Source organism: Pseudomonas palleroniana (genome assembly GCF_022836895.1).
Lineage (GTDB): Bacteria > Pseudomonadota > Gammaproteobacteria > Pseudomonadales > Pseudomonadaceae > Aquipseudomonas > Aquipseudomonas palleroniana.
Window position 1 is genome coordinate 4361186 of sequence record NZ_CP092411.1, and the last position, 24854, is coordinate 4386039.

19 protein-coding genes are annotated in these 24854 nt (G+C 60.8%); 14 read left to right on the plus strand and 5 right to left on the minus strand.

Features of this window, described 5'->3' with window-relative positions; all coding sequences use genetic code 11:
- The first annotated feature begins 60 nt into the window (after positions 1 to 60).
- Genes MJP36_RS19710 through MJP36_RS19720 form a run of 3 tightly spaced genes read left to right on the plus strand, consistent with a single transcriptional unit; the run spans position 61 to position 2089 of the window.
- Entirely contained in the window at positions 61 to 927 is an 867-nt protein-coding gene (locus tag MJP36_RS19710; RefSeq protein ID WP_090371850.1) for a LysR substrate-binding domain-containing protein, read from the plus strand.
- The gene (gene mug, locus MJP36_RS19715; protein WP_104993326.1) at positions 924 to 1457 is read left to right on the plus strand and encodes a G/U mismatch-specific DNA glycosylase; all 534 of its coding nucleotides are present in this window, start codon (positions 924 to 926) and stop codon (positions 1455 to 1457) included. The genes MJP36_RS19710 and mug overlap by 4 nt, the downstream gene beginning before the upstream one ends.
- A gap of 29 nt (positions 1458 to 1486) precedes the next feature.
- A complete protein-coding gene (locus MJP36_RS19720) occupies positions 1487 to 2089 on the plus strand; it encodes a glutathione S-transferase family protein (RefSeq protein WP_244383825.1) in 603 nt (200 codons plus the stop codon).
- Positions 2090 to 2091: 2 nt separating this feature from the next.
- On the opposite strand, the gene MJP36_RS19725 is transcribed toward MJP36_RS19720, so the two are convergent.
- Both MJP36_RS19725 and MJP36_RS19730 read right to left on the minus strand, forming a co-directional pair.
- On the minus strand, positions 2092 to 3132 hold the full coding sequence (locus tag MJP36_RS19725; RefSeq protein WP_090371857.1) for a GGDEF domain-containing protein: 1041 nt from the start codon (positions 3130 to 3132) through the stop codon (positions 2092 to 2094).
- Positions 3133 to 3135: 3 nt separating this feature from the next.
- Positions 3136 to 3927, minus strand: a complete 792-nt coding sequence (locus tag MJP36_RS19730; protein WP_372241720.1) for a hypothetical protein — start codon at positions 3925 to 3927, stop codon at positions 3136 to 3138.
- Between the two features lie 396 nt (positions 3928 to 4323).
- Here MJP36_RS19730 and MJP36_RS19735 point away from each other — a divergent pair, with 396 nt between their 5' ends.
- The 3 genes from MJP36_RS19735 to MJP36_RS19745 all read left to right on the plus strand — a co-directional run bounded on the left by MJP36_RS19735 (position 4324) and on the right by MJP36_RS19745 (position 9044).
- Entirely contained in the window at positions 4324 to 5199 is an 876-nt protein-coding gene (locus MJP36_RS19735; protein ID WP_060755415.1) for a bestrophin family protein, read from the plus strand.
- Between the two features lie 114 nt (positions 5200 to 5313).
- Positions 5314 to 7722: a glucose/quinate/shikimate family membrane-bound PQQ-dependent dehydrogenase gene (locus MJP36_RS19740; protein ID WP_244383826.1), complete on the plus strand. Its 2409-nt coding sequence runs from the start codon at positions 5314 to 5316 to the stop codon at positions 7720 to 7722.
- Positions 7723 to 7778: 56 nt separating this feature from the next.
- Complete coding sequence (locus MJP36_RS19745; protein ID WP_161550126.1) at positions 7779 to 9044, plus strand: carbohydrate porin; 1266 nt, start codon at positions 7779 to 7781, stop codon at positions 9042 to 9044.
- Here MJP36_RS19745 and MJP36_RS19750 read toward each other — a convergent pair.
- On the minus strand, positions 9041 to 10216 hold the full coding sequence (locus tag MJP36_RS19750) for a XylR family transcriptional regulator (RefSeq protein ID WP_198763543.1): 1176 nt from the start codon (positions 10214 to 10216) through the stop codon (positions 9041 to 9043). The two genes, MJP36_RS19745 and MJP36_RS19750, sit on opposite strands and share 4 nt — an antisense overlap.
- A 139-nt stretch (positions 10217 to 10355) precedes the next feature.
- Between MJP36_RS19750 and xylA the strand changes: the two genes are divergently transcribed.
- The 4 genes from xylA to MJP36_RS19770 all read left to right on the plus strand — a co-directional run bounded on the left by xylA (position 10356) and on the right by MJP36_RS19770 (position 15531).
- The gene (gene xylA, locus MJP36_RS19755; RefSeq protein WP_244383827.1) at positions 10356 to 11672 is read left to right on the plus strand and encodes a xylose isomerase; all 1317 of its coding nucleotides are present in this window, start codon (positions 10356 to 10358) and stop codon (positions 11670 to 11672) included.
- A gap of 170 nt (positions 11673 to 11842) precedes the next feature.
- Positions 11843 to 12844, plus strand: coding sequence for a D-xylose ABC transporter substrate-binding protein (gene xylF, locus MJP36_RS19760; protein ID WP_090371868.1), 1002 nt, complete (start codon positions 11843 to 11845; stop codon positions 12842 to 12844).
- A complete protein-coding gene (gene xylG, locus MJP36_RS19765; RefSeq protein WP_244383828.1) occupies positions 12841 to 14394 on the plus strand; it encodes a D-xylose ABC transporter ATP-binding protein in 1554 nt (517 codons plus the stop codon). The genes xylF and xylG overlap by 4 nt, the downstream gene beginning before the upstream one ends.
- Positions 14395 to 15531, plus strand: coding sequence for a sugar ABC transporter permease (locus tag MJP36_RS19770; protein WP_090371873.1), 1137 nt, complete (start codon positions 14395 to 14397; stop codon positions 15529 to 15531).
- Between the two features lie 71 nt (positions 15532 to 15602).
- Here MJP36_RS19770 and MJP36_RS19775 read toward each other — a convergent pair whose 3' ends face one another.
- Positions 15603 to 18152: a hypothetical protein gene (locus MJP36_RS19775; RefSeq protein ID WP_244383829.1), complete on the minus strand. Its 2550-nt coding sequence runs from the start codon at positions 18150 to 18152 to the stop codon at positions 15603 to 15605.
- A gap of 351 nt (positions 18153 to 18503) precedes the next feature.
- On the minus strand, positions 18504 to 20003 hold the full coding sequence (locus MJP36_RS19780; RefSeq protein ID WP_244383830.1) for a CoA-acylating methylmalonate-semialdehyde dehydrogenase: 1500 nt from the start codon (positions 20001 to 20003) through the stop codon (positions 18504 to 18506).
- A gap of 109 nt (positions 20004 to 20112) precedes the next feature.
- Here MJP36_RS19780 and MJP36_RS19785 point away from each other — a divergent pair, with 109 nt between their 5' ends.
- The 4 genes from MJP36_RS19785 (at position 20113) to MJP36_RS19800 (ending at position 24836) form a co-directional block, all read left to right on the plus strand.
- Positions 20113 to 21042: a LysR family transcriptional regulator gene (locus MJP36_RS19785; RefSeq protein WP_060755425.1), complete on the plus strand. Its 930-nt coding sequence runs from the start codon at positions 20113 to 20115 to the stop codon at positions 21040 to 21042.
- A 382-nt stretch (positions 21043 to 21424) separates the two neighbouring features.
- The gene (locus MJP36_RS19790; RefSeq protein ID WP_244383831.1) at positions 21425 to 23290 is read left to right on the plus strand and encodes a 3-dehydroquinate synthase; all 1866 of its coding nucleotides are present in this window, start codon (positions 21425 to 21427) and stop codon (positions 23288 to 23290) included.
- Positions 23287 to 24171: a UbiA family prenyltransferase gene (locus tag MJP36_RS19795; protein WP_244383832.1), complete on the plus strand. Its 885-nt coding sequence runs from the start codon at positions 23287 to 23289 to the stop codon at positions 24169 to 24171. Before MJP36_RS19790 ends, MJP36_RS19795 begins: the two co-directional genes overlap by 4 nt.
- On the plus strand, positions 24168 to 24836 hold the full coding sequence (locus MJP36_RS19800; protein WP_244383833.1) for an EboA domain-containing protein: 669 nt from the start codon (positions 24168 to 24170) through the stop codon (positions 24834 to 24836). The genes MJP36_RS19795 and MJP36_RS19800 overlap by 4 nt, the downstream gene beginning before the upstream one ends.
- Positions 24837 to 24854 lie beyond the last annotated feature (18 nt).

Below are 24854 nucleotides of genomic sequence, written 5' to 3' on the forward strand. Positions count from 1 at the left end.
GCGCTATTGACCAAACAAACGATGGATTTTGTAGAAAACTGATTAGAGGAACTTATCAGCATGCTCAATCACTGGCCGCCCCTCGGCACCCTGCGCGGCTTTGAAGCCGCCGCCCGGCTGGGCAGCTTTCACAAGGCCGCCGAGGAACTGCACCTGACCCAATCGGCGATCAGCCAACAGATCCGCAGCCTGGAGGCGTACCTGGAACAGCCGCTGTTCTTTCGCAGCGGTCGTAGCGTGAGCCTGACCGACGCCGGCCACGACTTCCTCAGCACCACCCAAGCGTTGTTGCAGCAACTGGCGGTGGGCGTGCGCCGGCTGGGGCAGTACCGCAAACCGAATCAACTGGTGCTCAACACCACGCCGACCTTTGCCCGGCATTGGCTGCTACCGCGACTTGCGGATTTCCGCCTTCAGCACCCGCAGGTCGACCTGTGGATCTTCAGCACCGACGAAGTCCCCGACATGGCCAGCCAGACCATCGACCTGGCGGTGCGCGACGACATCAGTTCCCAGGCCGAATGCAGCTTCAAGGTCTTGCACGCCGACCGACTGTTTCCGGCGTGCCACCCCAAGGTATTGCAACTGCCCATCGACCAGCGCACCACCTTGCACGGCGAACGGGAAATGGACTGGAGCCATTGGGCGGTGGAAGCCGGGATCGACGTGGGGCAGCAAGCTCAGGGGCTGAATTTTTCCGACCCTGGCCTGTTGCTGGACGCGGTGTGTACCGGATTGGGCATTGGCCTGGTCAGCCAGTTGCTCAGTCGCAAGGCGCGGGCGGACGGTTTGCTGTCGCCCCTGGTGGAAGCCACGATCCGCGGCCCCAGTTGGGCGCTGCTGACCCATCGTGACAGCGAGCACGACCCCATGGCGCGTCATTTCACCGCGTGGCTGCTGACCCATTTGCAGGTAGACCCGACATGAACGAGCGGCTTGAAGACATCCTCGCCGAGCACCTGAGCGTGGTGTTCTGCGGTATCAACCCCGGCAAGGGCTCCGCCGCCATCGGCCAGCACTTTGCCAATCGCAGCAACCGCTTCTGGCGCACGCTGCACCTGGCGGGTTTTACGCCCCATGAGATTCACCCCGAGGACGGCCCCACGTTGTTGCAATACCACTGCGGCCTGACCACGCTGGTGGAGCGGCCCACCGCCAGCGCGGGGGAATTGGCCCGGCATGAATTCCTGCAGGCGGCGACAGCGTTCGAACAGAAAATCCGCCGCTGTCGGCCGCGCTACCTGGCGTTTCTCGGCAAGGCAGGTTATAGCGCACTGTCAGGCCAGCGCACCCTTGCCTGGGGGTTGCAGCCACAACCCTTCGCCGAGGCCTCGGTGTGGGTACTGCCCAACCCCAGTGGGCGCAACCTGGCATTCAGCCTGGAACAATTGGTGCAGGCCTACCAGCCGCTGCGTGAAGCGATTGCGCGCGCCGAGCCGATGCCCTTACTCTCTTGAGCCCGATACCCGCAAGCAATGGAGGCTTCATGAAACTGATCGGCATGCTGGACTCGCCCTACGTACGCCGCGTGGCCATATCCCTGGACCTGTACGGGGTGGACTTCACCCATGAAGCACTCTCGGTGTTCAGCACTTACACCGAATTCGCCCAGATCAACCCGGTGGTCAAGGCGCCCACCCTGGTGCTGGACGATGGCACGGTACTCATGGATTCGAGCCTGATCCTGGACTATCTGGAAACCCTGGCCCCGGCTGACAAAAAGCTGCTGCCCCCCTCGCCCGCCGCACGTGCGCGCGATCTGCAACTGCTCGGGCTGGCGCTGGCCGCCTGTGAGAAAAGTGTGCAGATCGTGTATGAGCGCAACCTGCGCCCCGCCGAGAAACAACACGCCCCCTGGCTCGACCGGGTCAGCGGGCAATTGCTGGCCGCCTTTGGCTTGCTCGACAAACACTTGGGCCAGGCCTCCGGTAACGCGATCTCCCAGGCGTCGCTGACGGCGGCAGTGGCCTGGTCCTTCAGCCAATTCACCGTGCCCTCGGTGGTGAAAGCCGACGCATTTGCCAACCTGCAACGCCACGCCGAGCAGTTGGAACAGCGTCCAGCCTTCAAACGCTACCCGATCGAGTAAATTCACAGCGTCGTCGCACCACACGGTGCGGCGACCAGCTCGCCTTCCAGATAAACGCGATCCTTGCCATTACGCTTGGCGCTGTACAAATTCCTGTCGGCACTCTTGAGCACCACCGACAGCTCCGCCCCCGCTGAAAACCGCGCCATGCCCGCACTGCAAGTGTAGTTGTGCGGCGCGGCGACACTGCGCCGGATCGCTTGCAACAGGTCCAGGGCAAAGTCGCAGGCCAGCGCCGAGTCATCGCCCAGCCACAGCACGCCGAACTCTTCGCCGCCGATCCGGCCGAAACTGTGGCTGCCCTGGGCGTTTCTCAGGCAGGTGGCCATGGCACACAGGATCTTGTCGCCGACATCGTGGCCGTAAAGGTCATTCTTGGACTTGAAACTGTCGATATCCAGCATCAGGAAGTAGCCGCTTTGCCCCTCGGCGATCAGGTTGTCGAAGCATTGCATGAACGCGCGGCGGTTGAGGATGGAGGTCAGGTAATCGGTCTCCGCCATCACGCGGAACTCACTTTCCACCAGCAGTACCGAACGCAAGGTCTTCAAATAGGAAAAGCTCAAGACAAAGCCGATCGACACCGACGACAGGCAAAACATCCACAGGTAAGTCTGCGTTTGAGCGTAGTTATCGGTCTGCATCAACGGCCACAGGATCAGCCACACCAATGCCGTACAAACCAGATAGTCGCGAACACTGATAAACAGGATGGCGCTGCTGATGACCAGTGTGACCGCCAGCGGCAGCACAAAAATACGCAACGCGTCCTGAGCCTCGATGACATAGGCAAAACCTGCCGACAGCACCACCACGTAGACAATGCCAAGCGCCCGCCACAGGTGAAAGTTCTCGACCACATAATGAAGCCGGCACACCACCAGCAGGCAGATACTGATCAACAAGGTGATACCGTCGAACTCAATGCCCGGATGAATCAGCAACTGGCCCACCCAGGCCACAATCCCTATCCCTTCGGCCCAGGTGACCGCCGGCGAGAGCAACCGGCGCATTCTGGGTCTCAACTTCAAGTGAGCAGGCATCTTTTAGGCTCCCATCTCAACGGCATGCACGCTCACCGCAAATGAAAACGCCATAAACCGCCGGACCAGGCTGGCAAATCGCGGCAGCACTTCCAATCGGGTCTTGGAGTGGACTTTGAAGTAGCCCTTTTCGACCCCCTCCTGAACCACTCGGATGACGTGGGTTTTCGATACTGAAAGTTGTTTGGCCAGTGCCAGGTAGGAAGACGAACGAAAGCGCGCCCGTTGATTGTCCGGCGCAAACGCATCGTTGTAGATGGCGAGCATCAACATATGCCCGGCATCTCGCTTGACCAGCCAGTAACACTCGGGCAGCAACACATCGACGGTCAGGTCGGCGGCCAGGATGACACCAAAGCCTTTGAAATAGGTCGCCAGGAACTGCTGGTCATCCAGCGCATGCATGCGCTGCAAGGTGGCGCGATCCGGGCACATCCGGGTCAATGAGTGGGTAATCGACGCCAGCATCAGACGCACTTCGCGACAGGCTTCCTCCGACGGTGAATACACCCGGAAACGGCTGTCTTCCGGGTGTGGCGCGACTTCCATGAAACCCAAGGCACGTAGTAACGAAAAGATCGACTCCAGGCTGTTTCGCGAGCAGTACCCGCGCGCCACACAAAAGGTTTTGACCTCGGACAGTAACGGCGTCGGCTTGCGGAAGTATTCACTCAACAACGCAAACGACACCATCAAACGGCTGTATTTGAGTGCGCTCTTGTAGAAAAACGGCCGTCTTGAATAGGGGCCCAACTGCACCGTGTAGTGGGCCCGGATGGAACGTTCAAAATCCACATGGCGTTCGAGCTCCTGCGCCGTGTGACATATAGCCAACTTCAACGAACTGACGTGCATGAATGAGCCCTGACCAACCAACTGTCTTCCACTGATCTCGGCCACAGAAGTTTCCGTGACCCGGTCCCACAACAAATCACGTCGCAAAACTTCAGGTAATGGCGCTTTGCCTGATGGCGCAATGTACAGCGATTGGCCGACCACACATCATCAATACCAAAGTTGTTCCAAGGCGCTGATTGCGCACAATCCAGAGAACTCTTGTGACACTTCCCCCGTATTTACGCCTTGCACTTATTGAATAACTCCATTCACGCATTGATCAGCGAACCTTTCCCAGACTGCGCACGTCCGAATCAGAGCACTGTTACCAACCGTTCCCTGCGAGGTCTTGATTTGAAAGCCGCGATCCTCAAGAAATACCGTCTGATCATCAAAACCATGGGTTATGTGGGCTGGTCGCTGTTCTGGCTGCTGTTGTGGGACATCGCCGTCACGGTGGATTTCATGCTGTTTCTCAATGCCAAGATCAACCTGCCGCTGATGCCCCTGACACTGCTGGGTTCGGCCCTGGTGGTATTGATCAGCTTCCGTAACAGCAGCGCCTATAACCGTTGGTGGGAAGCGCGCACGCTGTGGGGGGCGATGGTCAACAACTCACGCAGCTACGCCCGCCAGGTGTTGACCTTGCTCGATGATGCCCAGGGCGAGGTGAACCCGATCAAATCGACTTTGTTGCGTCGCCACGTCGCCTATGTGAACTGCCTGGCGGCGCACCTCAGGGGTCGCCCTTGCCCTGATGAGGTCAGTGCGTTTATTCCGGCGGACGAGTTCGCGCGCAACGGCGCCACGAATAATTTTGCCAATGACCTGCTCACCGGTTCGGCGACCTTGCTGGCCCGGGAATACCAGGCCGGGCGCCTGGACAGCATTCGCCTGGCGCGGTTGGAGTCCACGCTGGTGGATTTATCCAACAGCCAGGGCGGCATGGAGCGGATTGCAAATACGCCGCTGCCCTACCCTTACGTGTATTTCCCCCGGTTGTTCATTTCGCTGTTTTGCCTGATCGTGCCGGTGGGCCTGGTGGAGTCCCTGGGCTGGTTCACACCCTTGGCCTCAACGGTGGTGGGCTTCATGCTGCTGGCGATCGAACGCATCGGCACCGACCTGCAAAGCCCGTTTCGCTCCAGCGAACACCAGATACAGATGGAAAACATCTGCGAGACCATCGAGAAGAACCTGCAGTCCATGCAGCGGGATGCCCTGGCTTGACGCCGGGCATCATCGCCGAGCCGGTAACAGACTATTACCGAGCATAATGTACTAACTGGTTACTTATATTGCTAAAATCGCGCCTTCGCCTCTCACCTTCGAGCATTTATCGATATGAAACGAGCATCGCGCGCCACCGGCGCCTCTAGATTTCTCCTGCTGGGCCTGGGCGTCATCATCGCCCTGCTCGGCGTGGCGCTGGCCGTGGGCGGCGCCAAACTGGTGAGCCTTGGTGGCTCCTGGTACTTCCTGATCGGCGGCCTGGCGATGGCGGTGTCCGGGCTGTTGATTGCCCAGCGCAAACCGGCGGGCGCCTGGTTGTTCGCGACGTTCCTGGTAGGGACCGCCGTGTGGGCGATTGCGGATGTGGGCCTGGTGTTCTGGCCGATGTTCTCGCGACTGTTCATGTTCGCGGTGATCGGCGTGGTCGTGGCGCTGGTGTACCCGCTGCTGGTCAACCGGCCGGCACGGGGCGCCTATGCGATTGCCGCCGTGTTGGCGGTGGGCGTGGCGGTCGCGGCAGGCAATATGTTTGTCGCCCACCCAAGCGTCGCGTCGACCGGTCAAGGCCCTGGCATCACGCCGGTCGCTGCGGCCGACGCGCAAAAAGACTGGGCTCACTACGGCAATACCGAAGGCGGCAGCCGCTTTGCCGCACTGGACCAGATCAACCGCGACACCGTCAATAAGCTCAAGGTGGCCTGGACCTACCACACCGGCGACGTGGCGATCAGCGACGGCAACGGTGCCGAAGACCAACTGACACCGTTGCAGATCGGCAATAAGGTGTTTATCTGCACCCCCCACAACAACCTGATTGCGCTGGATGCCGACACCGGCAAAGAGCTGTGGAAGAACGAGATCAACGCCAAGTCGGCGGTGTGGCAGCGCTGCCGTGGCATGGCGTATTTCGACGCCACCGCGCCGATTGCCCAACCGACGCAGCCCAACAGCTCGCCGATCCTCGCCGCCAGCCTACCGGCCGGTGCGCAATGCCAGCGTCGCCTGCTGACCAACACCATTGATGCGCGCCTGATCGCGGTGGATGCCGACACCGGTAAATTCTGCGAAGACTTCGGCACCCATGGTCAGGTGGACTTGAAAGCCGGCCTGGGCGACGTACCGGACAGCTACTACCAATTGTCCTCGGCGCCCTTGATGGCCGGCACCACCGTGGTGGTCGGCGGGCGCGTGGCGGATAACGTGCAGACCGACATGCCCGGCGGCGTGATCCGGGGTTTCGACGTAATCAGCGGCAAAATGCGCTGGGCCTTCGACCCGGGCAACCCCGAAGACAAGCAAGCCCCCGCAGCCGGCAGCACGTATGTGCGCAGTACGCCGAACAGCTGGGCACCGATGTCCTATGACCCGTTGATGAACACCGTGTTCTTGCCGATGGGCAGTTCCTCCACCGATATCTATGGCGTGGAACGCACCCAGCTCAACCATAAATACGGCGCCTCGGTGTTGGCGCTGGATGCTTCCACCGGCAGCGAAAAATGGGTCTACCAGACTGTCCACAACGACCTGTGGGACTTCGACCTGCCGATGCAGCCGAGCCTCATCGACTTCACCCCGCCGGGTAGCGACAAAGCCGTGCCCGCCGTGGTGATCGGCACCAAGGCCGGGCAGATCTATGTGCTCGACCGTGCCACCGGCAAGCCGCTGACCGACGTCAAGGAAGTGCCCGTCAAGGCGGCGAACATCCCCAACGAGCCTTACTCGCTGACCCAGCCCAAATCGGTGGGTATGCCGCAGATCGGCGCGCAAACCCTGACCGAGGCGGACATGTGGGGTGCCACGCCGTACGATCAGTTGCTGTGCCGCATCGACTTCAAGGGCATGCGCTACGACGGCCTGTACACCGCGCCGGGCACCGATAAATCGCTGAGTTTCCCAGGTTCCCTGGGCGGCATGAACTGGGGCAGTATTTCCACCGACCCGGTGCACGGTTTTATCTTCGTCAACGACATGCGCCTGGGCCTGTGGATCCAGATGATCCCGTCGCAGAACCGCGCCCAGGCCTCGTCCGGTGGTGAAGCACTCAACACCGGCATGGGCGCCGTACCGCTCAAGGGCACGCCGTATGCGGTGAACAAAAACCGCTTCCTGTCGGTGGCCGGTATTCCGTGCCAGGCGCCGCCGTTCGGCACCCTGACCGCGATCGACATGAAGACCCAGAAAGTCGCCTGGCAAGTGCCGGTCGGCACCGTGGAAGACACCGGCCCGCTGGGTATCCGCATGCACCTGCCGATCAAGATCGGTTTGCCGACCCTTGGCGGTACGCTGTCGACCCAGGGTGGCCTGATCTTTATCGCCGGCACCCAGGACTTCTACCTGCGCGCTTTCAACAGCGGCAACGGTGAAGAAATCTGGAAAGCCCGCCTGCCCGTCGGCAGCCAGGGCGGCCCGATGACCTACGTCTCGCCGAAAACCGGCAAGCAGTACGTGGTCATCACCGCAGGTGGCGCACGCCAGTCCACCGACCGTGGCGACTACGTGATCGCCTACGCCCTGCCATAAAAACCCTGTGTTTGCGCGGTGCTTCGGCACCGCGCCGTCTATTTGGAAGAACCTGCATGTTCCCCGTTTCTCCTACGTCCATTGGGCGCCTGTTGCTGGGCCTGGCCTTTGGCGCCGCGCTGCCCGCACAAGCCGACGACACCACCTTGACCGGCGACTGGGGCGGCCTGCGCCGTGAACTCGACGAGCAAGGCATTCGCTTCACCGGCGACTACAGCGGCGAGACCGCCTACAACGCCGACGGCGGCCAACACCGTGCGGCACGCTACTCGCAGAACATCAAGCTCGGCGTGCAGTTCGACCTGGGCAAGCTCTACGGCTTCAACCATGGCGACCGCATCCAGGTCACGATCAATGACCGTCGCGGCAACAGCGCCTCCGAGGATCTGGTGGGTAACCGCCTGCCGATCCAGGAAAACTACGGCGGCCTCTATACCCGCCTCACCGAACTGAGCTACGAGCGCACGCTGTTCACCCCGGCGCTTAACGTCAAGCTGGGCTACATGGCCATGGGCAATGACCTCGGCGGCCTGGACAGCGGCATCCTCTGCAACTTCATGAACGCCGGTTTCTGCGGGCATCCGCTGAACATGTCCGGCGGCAGCGGCTGGACCAACTACCCGAATGCGCGCCTGGGTGCCCGCGTGAAATACGATTTTTCACCGTCCTGGCAACTGCGCGTCGCAGCCTTCAACGTCGACCCCGAGAGCAACGGTAACTCCAGCCGCGCCTGGCGCCTGGACCCGAAACACACCACCGGCACCGTGGTGCCGATCGAACTGGTGTACAAACACGCAGGCCCGCTGCCCGGTGAGTACAAGCTGGGTTATTACTACGACAGCTCCAACGTCAAACGCATCGGTAGCAATAAAGAGGTCAACGGGCGTGGCGGCCATTACCTGCTGATCGACCAGGCGGTGTGGGCCTCCGAGGCCTCCGCCGGGCGCACGCTGCATGCTTTCGGTCAGTACTCGGCAGCCAGTGAAGCAGCGTCGCCGTTCAGCAAGTGGTACGGCGCAGGGTTGGTGCTGTACAAGCCCTTCGAAGGTCGGCCACGCGATACCGTCGCCCTGGGTTACGGCCGTGCGGTACCGAACCCTCGCAGCCGTGACGTACAGGAACTGGCGGCCTTCAAGGCGGGGACCGAGTATCCCGACCTGAACAATGCCGAGCAGTTGATCGAACTCAGCTATGGCTACCAGGCCACGCCCTGGCTGACCCTGCGCCCGGATGTGCAATACATCATCGAGCCGGGCGCGTTTTCGGGTGAGAACATCGATAACGCGCTGGTCGTGGGGTTGCAGGTCAAAGCCGTGTTCTAGGCCGCGCCCTGCTGGTACTCGCGTGGCGTGCAGCCGAACTCCCGGCGAAACACCGTGTGCAGGTACTGCGCCGATTTGAAGCCGCAGCGCGCGGCAACCTCGGCAATCGCCACGCGGTGGTTCTCCAGGCCCTTGGCGGCGGCCGCCAGTTTGAAGCGCAGGATCTCGTCGTGCACGCTGCAGCCACGTTCCTTGCGAAAGTGCGACTCCAGGGATGAGCGTGATACGCCCACATAGGCCGCCACCTGGGCGGTCTTGATACCCTGGCATGCGTATTGGCGGATAAACAGCAACGCCTGCATCACGTAGGGGTTGCCCAAGGGTTGGTGCAGGCTGGAGGCTTGCACGTTGATCGCCTCCGGCGGCACCAGGATCTGCGTACCGGCGCAGGGTTTGCCGTGCAGCATCTGGTGCAACAGGGCGGCGGCGGTACGGCCCATGGTCTCGGTGCCCTGGATCACCGAACTCAGCGGCACCCGCGTGAGGGTGCGGGTCAGCGGGTCGTTGTCGATGCCGATCAACGCCACTTCTTCCGGCACGGCGATCCCGGCCGTCAGGCAGGCTTGCAGCAGTTGCCGGGCACGGGCGTCGGTGACGGCGATGATGCCGATGGGTTTGGGCAGGCTTTCCAGCCAGGCAATCTGCTGCTCCACCGCGCTGTCCCACAGCGGTGCGCTGGTGCCCAGGCCGCGATAGATCTCCACCGGCACACCATCACGCGTCAACAGGCTGCGAAAGGCCTTTTCGCGCTCCTGCGCCCAGCGGTTAGACTGGGCCGGCGGCAAGCTGAAACAGGCAAACCGGGTCAACCCCGCCTCGATCAAATGTTCATACGCCAGCTTCATCAGGCCATGATTGTCGGTGGCCACATAGGGAATGCCCTTGGGGTAGGCGCGCGCATCCTCGTAGGAGCCGCCCACCGCCACCACCGGCAAGCGGCTCCCGGCCAGCGCTTCGCCGATCAGCGGGTCGTCGAAATCCGCAATGATGCCGTCGCCCTGCCAATGCTCGATGCCTTTGAGACGGCACAGGAAGTCTTCCTCCAGAAACAGATCCCACGACGCACGGGTACTGCTCAGGTAGTTGCCGATGCCGGCGATGATGCCGCGATCGTAGATTTTGCTGCCGTTGAACAACAGGGCGATACGGTGAACGGGCGGTAGGGTTTTCATTGTTTTTGTCCTGAGGCCAGTCGCCACAGACTAAACCCCGCCACTCAAAATCGCACCCTCCCTTGGTGATTTTCATAATCGGCGGGCCCAACGCCGTTGCTAGTATCCAGACACCGCCAAGAACAATAAGGAAAACGCCATGCAGTATTTCCCTGGTGTCGAGAAGGTCCGCTTCGAAGGCCCCGACAGCGACGCGCCCCTCGCCTTCCGCCACTATGACGCCAACAAACTGATCCTCGGCAAACCCATGCGCGAGCACTTGCGCATGGCCGTTTGTTATTGGCACACCTTTGTGTGGCCGGGCTCGGACGTGTTCGGCCTGGGCACCTTCAAGCGGCCGTGGCAGCGCAGTGGCGAGCCGATGGAGCTGGCGATCGGCAAGGCGCAGGCCGCCTTTGAGTTCTTCTCCAAATTGGGCATCGATTACTACAGCTTTCACGACACGGACGTCGCCCCCGAAGGCAGCTCGCTCAAGGAATATCGCCATAACTTTGCGCAGATGGTCGATCACCTGGAGCGTCATCAGGAACAGTCCGGCATCCAGCTGTTATGGGGCACCGCCAACTGCTTCAGCAACCCGCGTTTTGCCGCCGGCGCCGCCAGCAACCCGGACCCGGAGGTGTTTGCCTATGCGGCCGCCCAGGTGTGCAGTGCGATGAACGCCACCTTGCGGCTCAAAGGCTCCAACTACGTGCTGTGGGGCGGTCGCGAGGGCTATGAAACCCTGCTCAACACCGACCTCAAGCGCGAACGCGAGCAGCTCGGCCGGTTTATGCGCATGGTGGTGGAGCACAAGTACAAGATCGGCTTCAAGGGCGACCTGCTGATCGAGCCCAAGCCCCAGGAGCCGACCAAGCACCAGTACGATTACGACAGCGCCACGGTGTTCGGCTTCCTGCATGAGTACGGCCTGGAACAGGAAATCAAGGTGAACATCGAGGCCAACCACGCGACCCTGGCCGGGCACAGTTTTCAGCATGAAATTGCCACCGCCGTGTCCCTTGGCATTTTCGGCAGCATCGATGCCAACCGTGGCGACCCGCAGAACGGCTGGGACACCGACCAGTTCCCCAACAGCGTCGAGGAAATGACCCTCGCCACTTATGAAATCCTCAAGGCCGGTGGTTTCAAGAATGGCGGCTACAATTTCGACTCCAAGGTCCGTCGCCAAAGCCTGGACGAAGTCGACCTGTTCCACGGGCACGTGGCCGCCATGGATGTCTTGGCCCTGGCATTGGAACGCGCAGCCGCCATGGTGCAGAACGACCGCTTGCAACAATTCAAGGACCAGCGTTATGCCGGTTGGCGACAGCCGCTGGGCCAGGCCGTACTGGCCGGCGAGTACAGCCTGGAGTCCCTGGCCGAGCATGCATTTGCCCATGAGCTGAACCCGCAGGCCGTGAGCGGGCGACAGGAGATGCTCGAAGGTGTCGTGAACCGCTTCATCTACAGCTGATTGTAGTGAGCGGGCTTGCCCCGCGCTGGGTGGCGCAGCCGCCCCAGACAGGGACGCTACGCTATGTCAGGAAGACCGCGGTGCCTGGGTTTGGGGCGGCTGCGCCACCCAGCGCGGGGCGAGCCCGCTCACTACAGAGTCTTACTACAACAATAAAAGGACGCACCACTATGAAGTCATTCAAACGCACTCTTCTTGCCTCTGCCCTGGCTTTGCTCGCCCTGCCGGCGATGGCTGATTCCGCTCACCCGAAAATCGGCTTTTCCATCGACGACCTGCGCCTGGAACGCTGGTCCCGCGACCGCGACTACTTTGTGGCGGCAGCCGAAAAGCTGGATGCCAAAGTGTTTGTACAGTCGGCTGATGCCAACGAGCAGAAGCAGATTTCCCAGATCGAAAACCTGATCTCCCGTGGTGTCGATGTGATCGTCATCGTGCCGTTCAACGCGACCGTACTCACCAACGCCGTCGCCGAAGCCAAGAAGGCCGGGATCAAGGTGGTGTCCTATGATCGCCTGATCCTCAATGCCGATATCGACGCGTACATCTCCTTCGATAACGAAAAAGTCGGCGAGATGCAGGCCAGCGGCGTGCTGCAAGCCGCGCCCAAGGGCAATTACTTCCTGCTCGGCGGCGCCCCCACCGACAACAACGCCAAGGTGCTGCGCGAAGGCCAGATGAAGGTGCTGCAACCGGCCATCGACAAGGGTGATATCAAGATTGTCGGCCAACAGTGGGTCAAGGAATGGAACCCTACCGAGGCCCTCAGCATCGTCGAAAACGCCCTGACGCGTAACGACAACAAGATCGACGCCATCGTCGCTTCCAACGACGCCACCGCCGGCGGTGCGATCCAGGCCCTGGCCGCACAGAAGCTGGCCGGCAAGGTGCCGATCTCGGGGCAGGATGCTGACCTGGCCGCCGTGAAGCGCGTGCTCGACGGCACCCAGACCATGACCGTGTACAAGCCGCTCAAGCTGATCGCCACCGAGGCGGCCAAACTCTCGGTACAACTGGCGCGCAATGAAAAACCTAGCTACAGCTCGCAATACGACAACGGCAGCAAAAAGGTCGACACCATCCTGCTCACGCCCACCCCGCTGACCAAGGCCAATATCGATCTGTTGGAGAAGGACGGGTTCTATACCAAGGCACAGATTGCCGGGCAATGATGGTCATGTCCGACTACCTGTTGCAAATGCGCGGCATCGTCAAGACCTTTGGCGGTGTGCCCGCCCTGAACGGTATCGATATCAACGTGCGGCCGGGGGAATGTGTCGGCCTGTGCGGTGAGAACGGCGCCGGTAAATCCACCTTGATGAAGGTGCTGTCGGCGGTCTATCCGCACGGCACCTGGGAGGGTGAAATCCTCTGGGATGGGCAACCGCTCAAGGCCCAGTCCATCAGCGAAACCGAGGCTGCCGGCATCGTCATCATTCACCAGGAGCTGACCCTGGTGCCTGACCTGTCGGTGGCTGAGAACATCTTCATGGGCCACGAGCTGACTTTGCCCGGCGGGCGCATGAACTACCCGGCCATGCTCCACCGCGCCGAAGCCTTGATGCGCGAGCTCAAGGTGCCGGACATGAACGTGGCGTTGCCGGTGTCGCAATACGGCGGCGGTTACCAGCAACTGGTGGAAATCGCCAAGGCCCTGAACAAACAGGCACGCCTGTTGATCCTCGATGAGCCCTCCTCGGCCCTGACCCGTTCGGAAATCGAGGTACTGCTGGATATCATCCGAGACCTCAAGGCCAAGGGCGTGGCCTGCGTGTACATCTCCCACAAGCTCGATGAAGTGGCGGCGGTGTGCGACACCATTGCCGTGATCCGCGACGGCAAACACATCGCGACCACCGCCATGGCCGACATGGATATCCCGCAGATCATCACCCAGATGGTCGGCCGCGAGATGAACAACCTCTACCCCACCGAACCCCACGCGGTGGGCGAAGTGATTTTCGAAGCACGCAACGTCACCTGTTATGACGTCGACAACCCCAAGCGCAAACGCGTTGACGATATTTCCTTTGTGCTCAGGCGCGGGGAAATCCTCGGCATCGCCGGGCTGGTGGGCGCCGGACGCACGGAACTGGTATCGGCGCTGTTCGGTGCCTACCCCGGCCGCTACAGCGGCGAAGTGTGGCTGGACGGCGTGCCGGTCGACACGCGCACGCCGCTCAAGTCGATCCGCGCGGGGCTGTGCATGGTGCCCGAAGACCGCAAGCGCCAAGGCATCATTCCGGATTTCGGGGTGGGCCAGAACATCACCCTGACCGTGCTGGAAACCTACTCGCGCCTGACGCGCATCAACGCCGAAGCCGAGTTGGGCAGCATCGAGCAACAGATCGCCCGCCTGCACCTCAAGACGGCCAGCCCGTCGCTGTCGATCACCAGCCTGTCCGGTGGCAATCAGCAAAAAGCCGTGCTGGCGAAGATGTTGATGGCCAAGCCCAAGGTGCTGATCCTCGATGAGCCCACACGCGGCGTGGACGTGGGCGCCAAGTACGAGATCTACAAACTGATGAGCGCACTGGCGGCCGAAGGCGTGTCGATCATCATGGTTTCCTCGGAACTGGCCGAAGTGCTGGGCGTGTCCAACCGCGTGCTGGTGATCGGCGACGGGCAACTGCGTGGCAACTTTATCAATGAAGACCTCACCCAGGAACAGGTGCTCGCCGCCGCGCTCAGCCAAAACCATCATGATCGGAAGACCGCGTAGATGAATCAGGTCAAACACCTTTTTACCCGCTATAAAATGCTGGCCCTGGTCATCGCCGTGGCGTTTATCTGGCTGTTTTTCAGCTGGCAGACCGAAGGCGGCTTCGTGACGCCGCGCAACCTGTCGAACCTGCTGCGGCAGATGTCGATCACCGGAATCCTGGCCTGCGGCATGGTGCTGGTGATCATCAGCGGCGAGATCGATTTGTCGGTGGGCTCGTTGCTCGGGCTGCTGGGCGGGCTCGCGGCGATCCTGGACGTGGTGTACCACATTCCGCTGCTGGCCAACCTGAGCCTGGTGGCGTTGTGCGGGCTGATGATCGGCTTGGCCAACGGCTACATGACGGCTTACCTGCGTATCCCGTCGTTTATCGTAGGTTTGGGCGGGATGCTGGCGTTTCGCGGGATTCTGCTGGGGATTACCGGCGGTACCACCATCGCACCGGTATCGCCGTCACTGGTGTACGTGGGCCAGGGCTATTTACCGCATACGGTAGGAGTCGGCCTGGGCGTGCTGCTGTTTGCGCTGACCGTGTTTCTCACCTGGAAGCAGCGGCGCAACCGCGCCTTGCATGGCCTGGCGGCGCACTCGCGAGTGCGTGATGGGTTGCGCGTGGGGGTGATCGGCGTGGTGTTGGCCGGGTTCGTCACCACCCTCAACAGCTACGACGGCATCCCGGTGCCGGTGTTGTTATTGCTGGTGCTGCTCGGCGTGTTCAGCTACGTCACCAGCCAGACCGTGTTCGGTCGTCGCGTCTACGCGGTGGGCAGCAACATGGAAGCCACGCGCCTGTCGGGTATCAACGTACAGGCGGTGAAGCTATGGATCTTCGGCATCATGGGCGTGATGTGCGCCCTCGCCGGCCTGGTCAACACCGCCCGCCTCGCGGCCGGTTCGCCGTCGGCGGGCAACATGGGTGAACTCGACGCCATTGCTGCGTGCTTTATCGGTGGCACGTCCATGCGCGGCGGTTCGGGCACGGTGTATGGCGCGTTGCTCGGGGCGTTGGTGATTACCAGCCTGGACAACGGTATGTCGATGCTGGATGTGGACAGTTACTGGCAGATGATTGTGAAGGGCAGCATTCTGGTGCTGGCGGTGTGGGTGGATGTGAGTACGCGGGCTGGGCGGCGCTGAACCCGCCCTGATCATTCCCACGGGATGTGGGAATGATCAGGGCTATGCGTCCGTGCCGAAAGCCTATGACGTCAATAAATCTGGGCGCCATTGTAGATATTGTAGAGATGGTCAGGGACCTCGGAAGGCGACGAAAAATAGACGAACAACTTTCCACCGTGTTCCTGGACAGCCAATACTTTGACGGGTTGGCCCGCGCCGATCGCGACATGATCCTTCAAGAAACTGGTTGATACGTTCTTCTTCGGTATGGACTCATCAAAGACATAGACGACCTGCTGAGTCCCCTGCCCCTGACCTTTTGCCACGCCTTTCGCCCAACCTTCCCACTCCACTGAATTGTGCACGGTCGCCGAGGCGGACTGTACGCCAGGATCCTGGAAGACTTTGCCTACGCCATTTTTAAGCCGATTTGCACCCTCTGGGGTGACGAACGCCGAACGATACGCCTTGCCCTCATAGGGCTTTAATTGATCAAACTCACGCAAAAACGCTTCAAGTTCCGGCGTACGCCGATTCGCACGCAGGGGCTGATTGACGAAGTCTGAGCCTGCGCGAGTATAAGTACCCACATGCTCAAAATCATCAGCATTACTTTCTCCGACAAGTTTAGTCAGGGTCTTGGTGAACTCGTCCTTCTGCTGCTCGGAGAGCGCGCCCCCTGACTGCTTGTGTTTTTCCACAACGCCAGCCAGTTCCTTACGAGCATCTCTATATTTTTGCGAAAAAACCTCTGATATTTTCCCGCCGCCCTCGACGCCTCTTCTCCTCCAGACACCTGCGTCATCAGGCTTGGCAATTTTTCCGCTACTGACTAACTTCGTAGGGTCATCCGGTTTGGCGATGCGTAACACATAGTGGACGCCATCGCCGGCATCAGGCTTTTCGGAAGCAAAATACTTCACACCATTCAGCTCGATCTGTCTGACACCCGGTTGGCTGCGGGGCAACGGCACGGCGGCAGCCTTGAACTGCTCAATGCCCTGAGAGGCTTTTTTGGAAGCATTGGGTGCCCACTTCAAACCCTGTACGCCGCCTTCCCATTTAACCCCGGCAACCCCAGGCTTTAAGCTGTAACTCGCAAAATTTACCGACGGTTTCAAAAACTTCGGGAGGATGGGTTTGACCCATCGGACAACTCCCCTGGTCAAGCCAGCGGCGGCTTGTTCAACAGGCGTAAACAGTGAGAGCAGATCAATCCATATTTGCGCGATGCCCTCGAACGGGCGACCCGCAACTATTGCCTCGACACCGTGCCAAAAAGGCACGAAACCTTTAAGGATTTCACGACGCTTCTCCCTGTCGGCCTTGAATGTCTGATAGTTGTCTCTGTCCTCTTTTTCGGCTTCAGTCACGCGCTCCGGATCCTCTTTTGCCCTCTCCAGCAAATCCAGATCCTTCATAAAAAACAGTTTTTCGGACACCGTCGTGCCGATCTGACCGGTTCGCTCCACGAACTTTGCCTGATAGGTTGGCTTTCCGGCGCTGCCTTGCGCAGAGGCCGGAAAGGTCGCCAGCGGTTCCAACGTATAAAGCTGGGCGGAAAACGGCGTATTGTCCGATCGGGCGCCCACTGGCTGATCAGCTTTCGCCTCATAACGCTGCCCTTGAATGCTGGGTTTTGGCCACGCGGTGAATGCGTTCGCATAACTGCCGTCGGGTAAACGTTGTTTTCCGATGACACTGTGGCCCTGAAATACACCGACGTAATCGTCCCGCTTAACCACGGTCCCCCGTTCAGGGTTGACTTCATAGACCGTCGTCTTTCCTTCGTGAACCGCTTTAATCAAGAACGTAGTGCGCTCGGGCTCGCCGCCCTCTCCGGGTGACTTCATCGCATACACACCGACGTCACCGTGCGCTATGGCGATTTGATCCGCCGGGGGCAGCGTTGAGAGAGCGTATTGGATTATCGTGCCGTAGGCGGCTTTCTTGTTCGCCAGATCGGCTTTGAAGTCTTCGCCGAATTTTTGGTCATCGTAGATAGCCACCGGGTATTTTTTATTATCCGGATCGGCATGGCCTTTGATGGGCGATACCTGTTGCGTCCCAAGGAAATAATCCTTCCTCATTGGCATGGGGCTAGAGAGGCTACCGATGGCACCCGCCATCTTTTCAAGATGCTGATCCAATGCGGCAAGGGCTTTTTGAATGTCCGCCTGCGAAAATTCGGTTTTATATTCAAGAATGCCGTTGGCAACGGCCCACTCCAGCGCGGGGCCAATGCGCGTCGACGCAATCAACAGCTCTTGTTCGGGTGTCACCGCCATAGCATTCATTTTGCCGGGCAAGGCGATCAGTTCATCCTGGGTCATCCGCTTCGAAGAGCCCGGCTCGATGGCTTCGGCCAGGTTGACACCGTGCTGATAACTCACCCAACTCACAGAGCTTTTGCTGAGTTCCGATGGCGCATTATTTTTGCCCACATGGACCGATGAGCCGCCGGTGACCTGAGGCGGGCTGGCGGCTGAGGGGCCTGATGCCGATTTGGGCGCCTCACTGTTGCCCGCTGCGTCAGAACCCGAAGATCGCTTGGTACGACTGCTCGCTGTTTCTGCGCCCCCTTCAAGGTTTCTGGCCCAATGGCGATCAGTAGGAAATGCAAGAATATTGGTGGTCATTATTCATCATCATGCGAGTGGAATGTTCTCTCGACCACGGTAGGAAACACGGCGGTAGATTTGTCCACCCTGTGTGGTACTGAGGTAAGAAATTGTTCCATTGCACGATGGGATGCCTGAATGCGACAAACTTGTGGGAGGGGGCAATCCCTAATGCCAGTCAGTTAAGGCTTTTTGTAGGAGCGAGCTTGCTCGCGAAAAACTCACAGGCGCCGCGTTCATTCAGGCAACACGCGTTATCGTTGACGTTTTTCGCGAGCAAGCTCGCTCCTACAGACGGCACTTACGCTTAACTGACTGGCATTAGGGCTTGCCGCCTCCCACATTTACCCTACGGCGTTCTGCAGGTTGTTACTTGGATACCGGCATGGCGAATTCGGCGCCTTGTTCGATGCTCTCCGACCAGCGCTGCATGATCGACTTCTGCTTGGTGTAGAAGCGCACACCCTCGGTGCCGTAGGCATGCATGTCGCCAAACAGGCTCTTCTTCCAGCCGCCAAACCCGTGCCAGGCCATGGGCACGGGGATCGGTACGTTGATGCCGACCATGCCGACTTCGATACGCCGGGCAAACTCGCGGGCAATGTGGCCGCCGCGGGTAAAGCAGCTGACGCCGTTGCCGAACTCGTGGTCGTTGACCAGTTTGATCGCTTCGGCGAAGTCGTTGACGCGCACGCAGGCCAGTACCGGGCCGAAGATTTCTTCGCGGTAGATGCTCATGTCCCGGGTCACGTGGTCGAACAGCGTGGCGCCGAGCCAGAAGCCGTGTTCCAGGCCGGCCTCGGACGGCACGTAACCCCGCCCGTCGAGCAGCAATTGCGCACCGGCTTGCACGCCCTGTTCGATGTAGCCACTGATGCGCTCCAGCGCGGCACGGGACACGATCGGGCCCATTTCGGCTTTCAAGTCCCGGCCATCGGTGATGCGCAGTTGCTTGGCCCGTTCGGTCAAGGCGGCGATGACCTTGTCACCTACATCGCCTACCAGCACGGCGACGGAAATGGCCATGCAACGCTCGCCGGCACTGCCGTAGGCGGCGCCCATCAGTGCGTCGACGGTTTTCTCGATATCCGCGTCGGGCATTACCACCATGTGGTTTTTCGCGCCGCCCAGCCCTTGCACGCGTTTGCCGTGGCGGGCGCCGCTTTCGTAGATGTACTGGGCGATCGGCGTGGAGCCGACGAAACTCACGGCCTTGACGTCCGGGTGTTCGATCAGCGCATCCACTGCTTCCTTGTCGCCCTGCACCACGTTGAACACGCCTTTGGGCAGGCCGGCTTCGCGCAGCAGTTCGGCCATGAACAGCGAGGCGCTCGGGTCGGTCGGGCTCGGCTTGAGGATGAAGGTGTTGCCCGCCGCAATGGCGATCGGGTACATCCACATCGGCACCATTACCGGGAAATTGAACGGCGTCACGCCCGCCACCACGCCCAGAGGCTGGCGCATCGTCCAGTTGTCCATGCCACGGGACACCTGGTCGGAGTGCTCGCCCTTGAGCAGGTTGGGAATACCGCAAGCGAACTCAAGAATGTCGATACCACGGTCGACTTCACCCTGGGCATCGGTGAAGACCTTGCCATGCTCGGCGACGATGATGTGCGCCAGGTCATCCTTGCGCTCACGCAGCAGGTGCAGGAACTCGAACAACACGCGAGCACGGCGGATCGGCGGTGTGTCGGCCCAACCTGCGAACGCAGCCTGGGCAGCGGCGACGGCCTCGGACACGGTCTGGCGACTGGCCAGGGCGACGCGGCCGGTCTTTTCGCCAGTGGCCGGGTTAAAGACGTCCTGATAGCGATCATCGCGGCTCACGCGCTGGTCGTTGATGTAGTGCTCGAGGGTGGTAGTCATGGCAGAGGCTCCCTGGTGGATGGCAATGGAAGCCACGATAGGCTTTCGCTTTGTTCCCAACCAGAGCAGAATTCAGAACTTATTGTCCATACAAGCGAACAATAGCACCATGGAAAAAGCCGAGATCGAGGGATTGTGGACCCATATTCACTGGCTGTCGGTGCTGGAGGAGCAAGGCACCTACACCGCCGCCGCGGCGCGCCTGGGCGTGAGTAAGTCCGCCGTCAGCCAGCGCATCTCGGACCTGGAGAAAGCCACCGGTACACGGTTGGTCACCCGCACCACACGCAGCGTACGGCTGACCGATGCGGGGCAGTCCCTGACCCGCGAAGTGCGCAGCGCCTATGCCCAAATCGCGCGCAGTTTCTCTTCGGTACGCGACTCGGCCGGGGAGATTCGCGGCCTGGTGCGCCTCACCGCGCCGGTGGCCTTTGCCCGGCAACAGTTGGTGCCGCATCTGTCGGAGTTCTTGCAGCTCTACCCGCAGGTGCGCATTCAACTGGATGTTTCCGATACCTTGAGTTCGCTGGCGGCCGAGGGCTACGACCTGGCGGTGCGCCACGGTTTCCAGGTGCCGGAAACCCATGTGGCGTGGAAGCTGTGCGACACCGCCTCGGTGCTGGTGGCAACCCGCGAATACTTGCAACGCCACGGCGAGCCGTGCGAACCCGGCGACCTCACTGCGCATAATTGCCTGTTCTACCCACGCGGGGCCGACCAACCGGCCTGGACCTTCGAACGCAACGCCGAGCGTATCACCGTGCCCATCGCCGGTAGCTTTGCCACCAACAACAGCGAAGCCCTGCGCGACTCGGCGCTCAACCACCTGGGTATCGCCCTGCTCCCGGATTTCAGTGCCCACGCCGCATTGGCCAGCGGCACGCTGGTGCAGGTGCTCGAGGGTTGGACACTCAAAGGGGTATTTGCCGATGAGATCTACTTGATCCGCCCCTACTCGCCCCATGTACCCAAGTCGGTCAGTACGTTAGTTGGCTATCTAAAGAACAAGTTATCAGCGGGGTTTCGTTTCATTGGATAAACAACAAGCACATTAAGCGGAATCATTCTCGACAAACCGCTTTTTAATAATAAACCATATAGCCAGCGGCAATAATCCTCATAACAAACACTTCAACTATGTGGGCTCATAACAAGTTATTGACGCCCGCTGAATTTCAATACAACTATTTGTATTGAATATAAAAATCTTGCCCATACCGTCTACGTTACAGCCGTTGTGACTCGACGTACTTGCAAAAAAACCACAACCGTCTAGGTTCATGAATACCGTGAAGGCCAACCGCCATTGTTCATTCAGCCAGCCATTCTGGCGAGGGATTCTATTGCTCTGAAACAAGACCCGACGCTGCTCTAAATACAGACACGGAACTTAAGTCTTAATACTCAGAAGGGATGCTTTGATGAAACGCAGCCAGCCGTATCGTGCGTTCTTGAAAAAGGGGCCAGCCCAACATTTCTGGCTGTCATTGTTTGGCTTTTGCGTGTTGGTCATCGCCAGCTTCCTGTTGTTCGAGCAACAGATCCAGGCCTTCCTGCTTCACCTCAACCTGTACCAACCTTCCACGCCCGGTGTGGCACTCAACCTGGCCCTGCTGCTGATTACCCTGCTCGCGCTGGATGTGCTGCTGCCCGTACCCTCGAGCGTGGTTGCGCTGCTGGCGGTTGCCATGCTCGGCAGCCTGGGCGGCTACCTGGTGATTTTTATCGGCTTGTGCCTGGGTGCCGGGTTGGGCTACGCGTTGGGCGCCGGCTACTTTCGGTTGTTATCCGGTCGTCTTGGCCTGCATCAGCGTCGCCCGGGGCACTTGGCGTATCGGCTGAACACGCTGTCGTTGATTTGCCTGCGCGGGGTGCCGGTGCTGGCGGAAACTTCGGTGGTGGCCGCCGGAATGCAGCGTTACCCGCTGCGCGCGTTTCTGTTGATTACCACGCTGGCCAATGCGGGCCTGGCGTTGGCCTATACCGCCATCGGCACGTTCCTGATCGAGCAGAATGCACTGCTGGTGACGATCCTTGCCAGCATGGTGCTACCGCTGCTGTTCGTGGCGGGGTACAGCCTATACAAATCTTTGCGCAAACCCGCTGCCGAACAAGCGTTGCGTGGCTGCTTCAGCGTCAGCTATGACTACCCGGTGGTGTTCACCGACCATCTGTTCGACCCACGCAACCCTTGCCTGCATCAACAACTCAGCGCACCGCACAACGGGCCAGTGACGGTGCTGATATTTGCCGACGCACAACTGCTGCACAGCGCGCCTCAGCTGCGGGAGCAGATCGACGCGTATTTCGCCGCCCACACCGATCTGCACCTGCAAACGGCGCCCATCGCCGTGCCGGCCGGCGAACTGAGCAAAAATACCCAAGTCCTGGAGCAGCTCTACAGCGACATGCTGCAGCACCATCTGGACCGGCATTGCTACGTACTGGCCCTGGGCGGCGGTGCGGTGCTGGACGCGGTGGGCTACGCCTGCGCGACCTTTCATCGCGGCATCCGTCTGGTGCGCGTCCCCAGCACGGTACTGGCGCAGAACGACGCCGGTATCGGGGTGAAAAATGGCATCAATGCCTTCGGTCAGAAGAACCTGCTGGGCGCGTTCTATCCCGCTACAGCGGTGCTCAACGACTTCCAATTGCTCACCAGCCTGACCCACCGCGACCAGATCGCCGGGCTGGCCGAAGCGGTCAAGGTGGCGCTGATCAAGGACTCGGTGTTTTTCGAGTGGATGGAGCAGCATGCCGACGCCCTCGCGCGCTTTGATCACCCGGCCAGCCGCTACGCCATTCGCCGTTGCGCCGAACTGCACCTGGGGCATATCACCGGCGCCGGGGACCCGTTCGAACGCGGTAATGGCCGCCCACTGGACTACGGGCATTGGGCCGCGCACAAGCTGGAAAACCTCAGCCAGCACCGCCTGCGTCATGGTGAAGCCGTCGCCGTGGGCATGGCCCTGGACAGTCTGTACGCCAATGCCGTGGGGTTGTTGAGCGCTAGCGACACGCAACGGCTGATGAACCTGCTGCACACCCTGGGCTTCAACCTGTGCCCGCCGGAACTGAAGATGAAAGATGCCCAGGGCCGCTCCCAGGTGTTGCTCGGCCTGGAGGAGTTCCGTCAGCACCTGGGCGGGCAGCTGTCGATCCCCATGCTTCGTTGCATCGGAGAGTCGGTAGACCTGCATGCCATCGATGACGCACAAATGGAACAGGCGCTGCAACGGTTGGCGAACCGCGGCGACCTGGCGCTGCCACTGAGTTACGCGCAATGAGCCAGGCCAACCTGAAAACCTGGTTGACCTTGGGTCGCGTGTCCAACCTGCCCACGGTGTGGACCAACACGCTGGCTGCCGCCCTGCTCGCCAGCAGCGCCGGAGCGTTGGCGCCGCCGTCGTCGCTGGTCTGGGGGTTGCTGCTGAGCACGCTGTCGCTGTTGTACCTGGCCGGCATGCTGTTGAACGACTGGCTGGACGCCGACTGGGATCAACAACACCACAACCCGCGCCCCATCACCCTGGGCCTGGCCAGCCGGCAGCAAGTGGGCCTGGCCACGGCGCTGCTGCTGATCCTCGCCGCCATGGCCGTGCTGGGCCTGAGCCGCCTGATCGATCAGCCCCACTGGCTGCTTGGCGGCGTGGGGCTGCTGCTGGCCTGCATCTTCGGCTACAACCTGCTGCACAAAAAATACGCCCACAGCGTATGGCTGATGGGAGCGTGCCGCTCGGCGCTGTACCTCACGGCGGCAGCCAGCCTGGCACTGCCGCCGGAGCCGATCTGGCTGTGCGCAATGCTGCTGGGCGTGTACATCAGCGGCCTGACTTACCTGGCTCGCCAGGAACACCGCAACCAACTGGTCAGCCGCCTGCCGCTGTTGCTGATGCTCAGCCCGCTGGCCCTGGCGATCTACTCCAACAACCTGTGGTTCTGGCCGGTGCTGCTGCTCTGGCTGGGTTGGTTGGGCCTGCACTACCGCAGGCACCTGGCCAACCCGCAACAACGCCAGGTGCGCGCTTTTATCGGCGCAGGCCTGGCGGCGTTGCCGCTGTTCGATGGGCTGGTGTTGGCCGTGGCCGACCAGCCGTTGGGCAGTCTGCTGTGTGTGCTGGTGTTTTTCCTGCTTCCCCACTTTCAGCGTTGGATCAAGCCGACATGAACATGCGCCAGGATCGCCTTATCGAACTGCGCCAAGCGCTAAGCCAGCAACTGCACGACAGCCAAGCGCTGTGGTGGCGCCAGGCGCAGGCCACGCTCGCGCAACAACCAGACGCCACCACGGCGGCATTGTTGAGCAGCCAGTGCAAGCGTCACTTGACGGCCCCTGAGGTCGACCTGGCGCGTGCACTGCTGCTGGCCCAGGTGCTGGAAACCGCCGCCATTGCCGAACATTTGCCCCTGCTACGCCAGTGGTTCCTGTGGGGCGACGATCAGGAAAAAATCGCCCTGCTCGGTGCCCTCGACTGGCTCGACAGCAACGGTCAGTGCCTGGCGCTGGCCTTGCAGGCCGGACGCACCAGCAACCCGCAGGTGTTTGCCGCCCTGGCCCTCGACAACGCCTACCCATCACGCCATTACCCCGAGCGGGCCTTTCACCAGCTTGTACTCAAGGCACTCGGCATGGGCCTGGACGTCGGGCGTGTGGTCGGCCTCAAGCAACGGCATAGCACCACGTTCAATCAGTTGGCCCTGGACCTGATGCAAGAGCAACAGGCCGCGGGCCGTCCCATATCGCCCGGCCTGCCCGAGGTGATCGCCTTCCACCTGCTGGACCCGGAACAACGCCGACACCTGCCACCGCAGTGGCACCCGTACCTGAACTGAGACTTTCCCTGAAGAGGA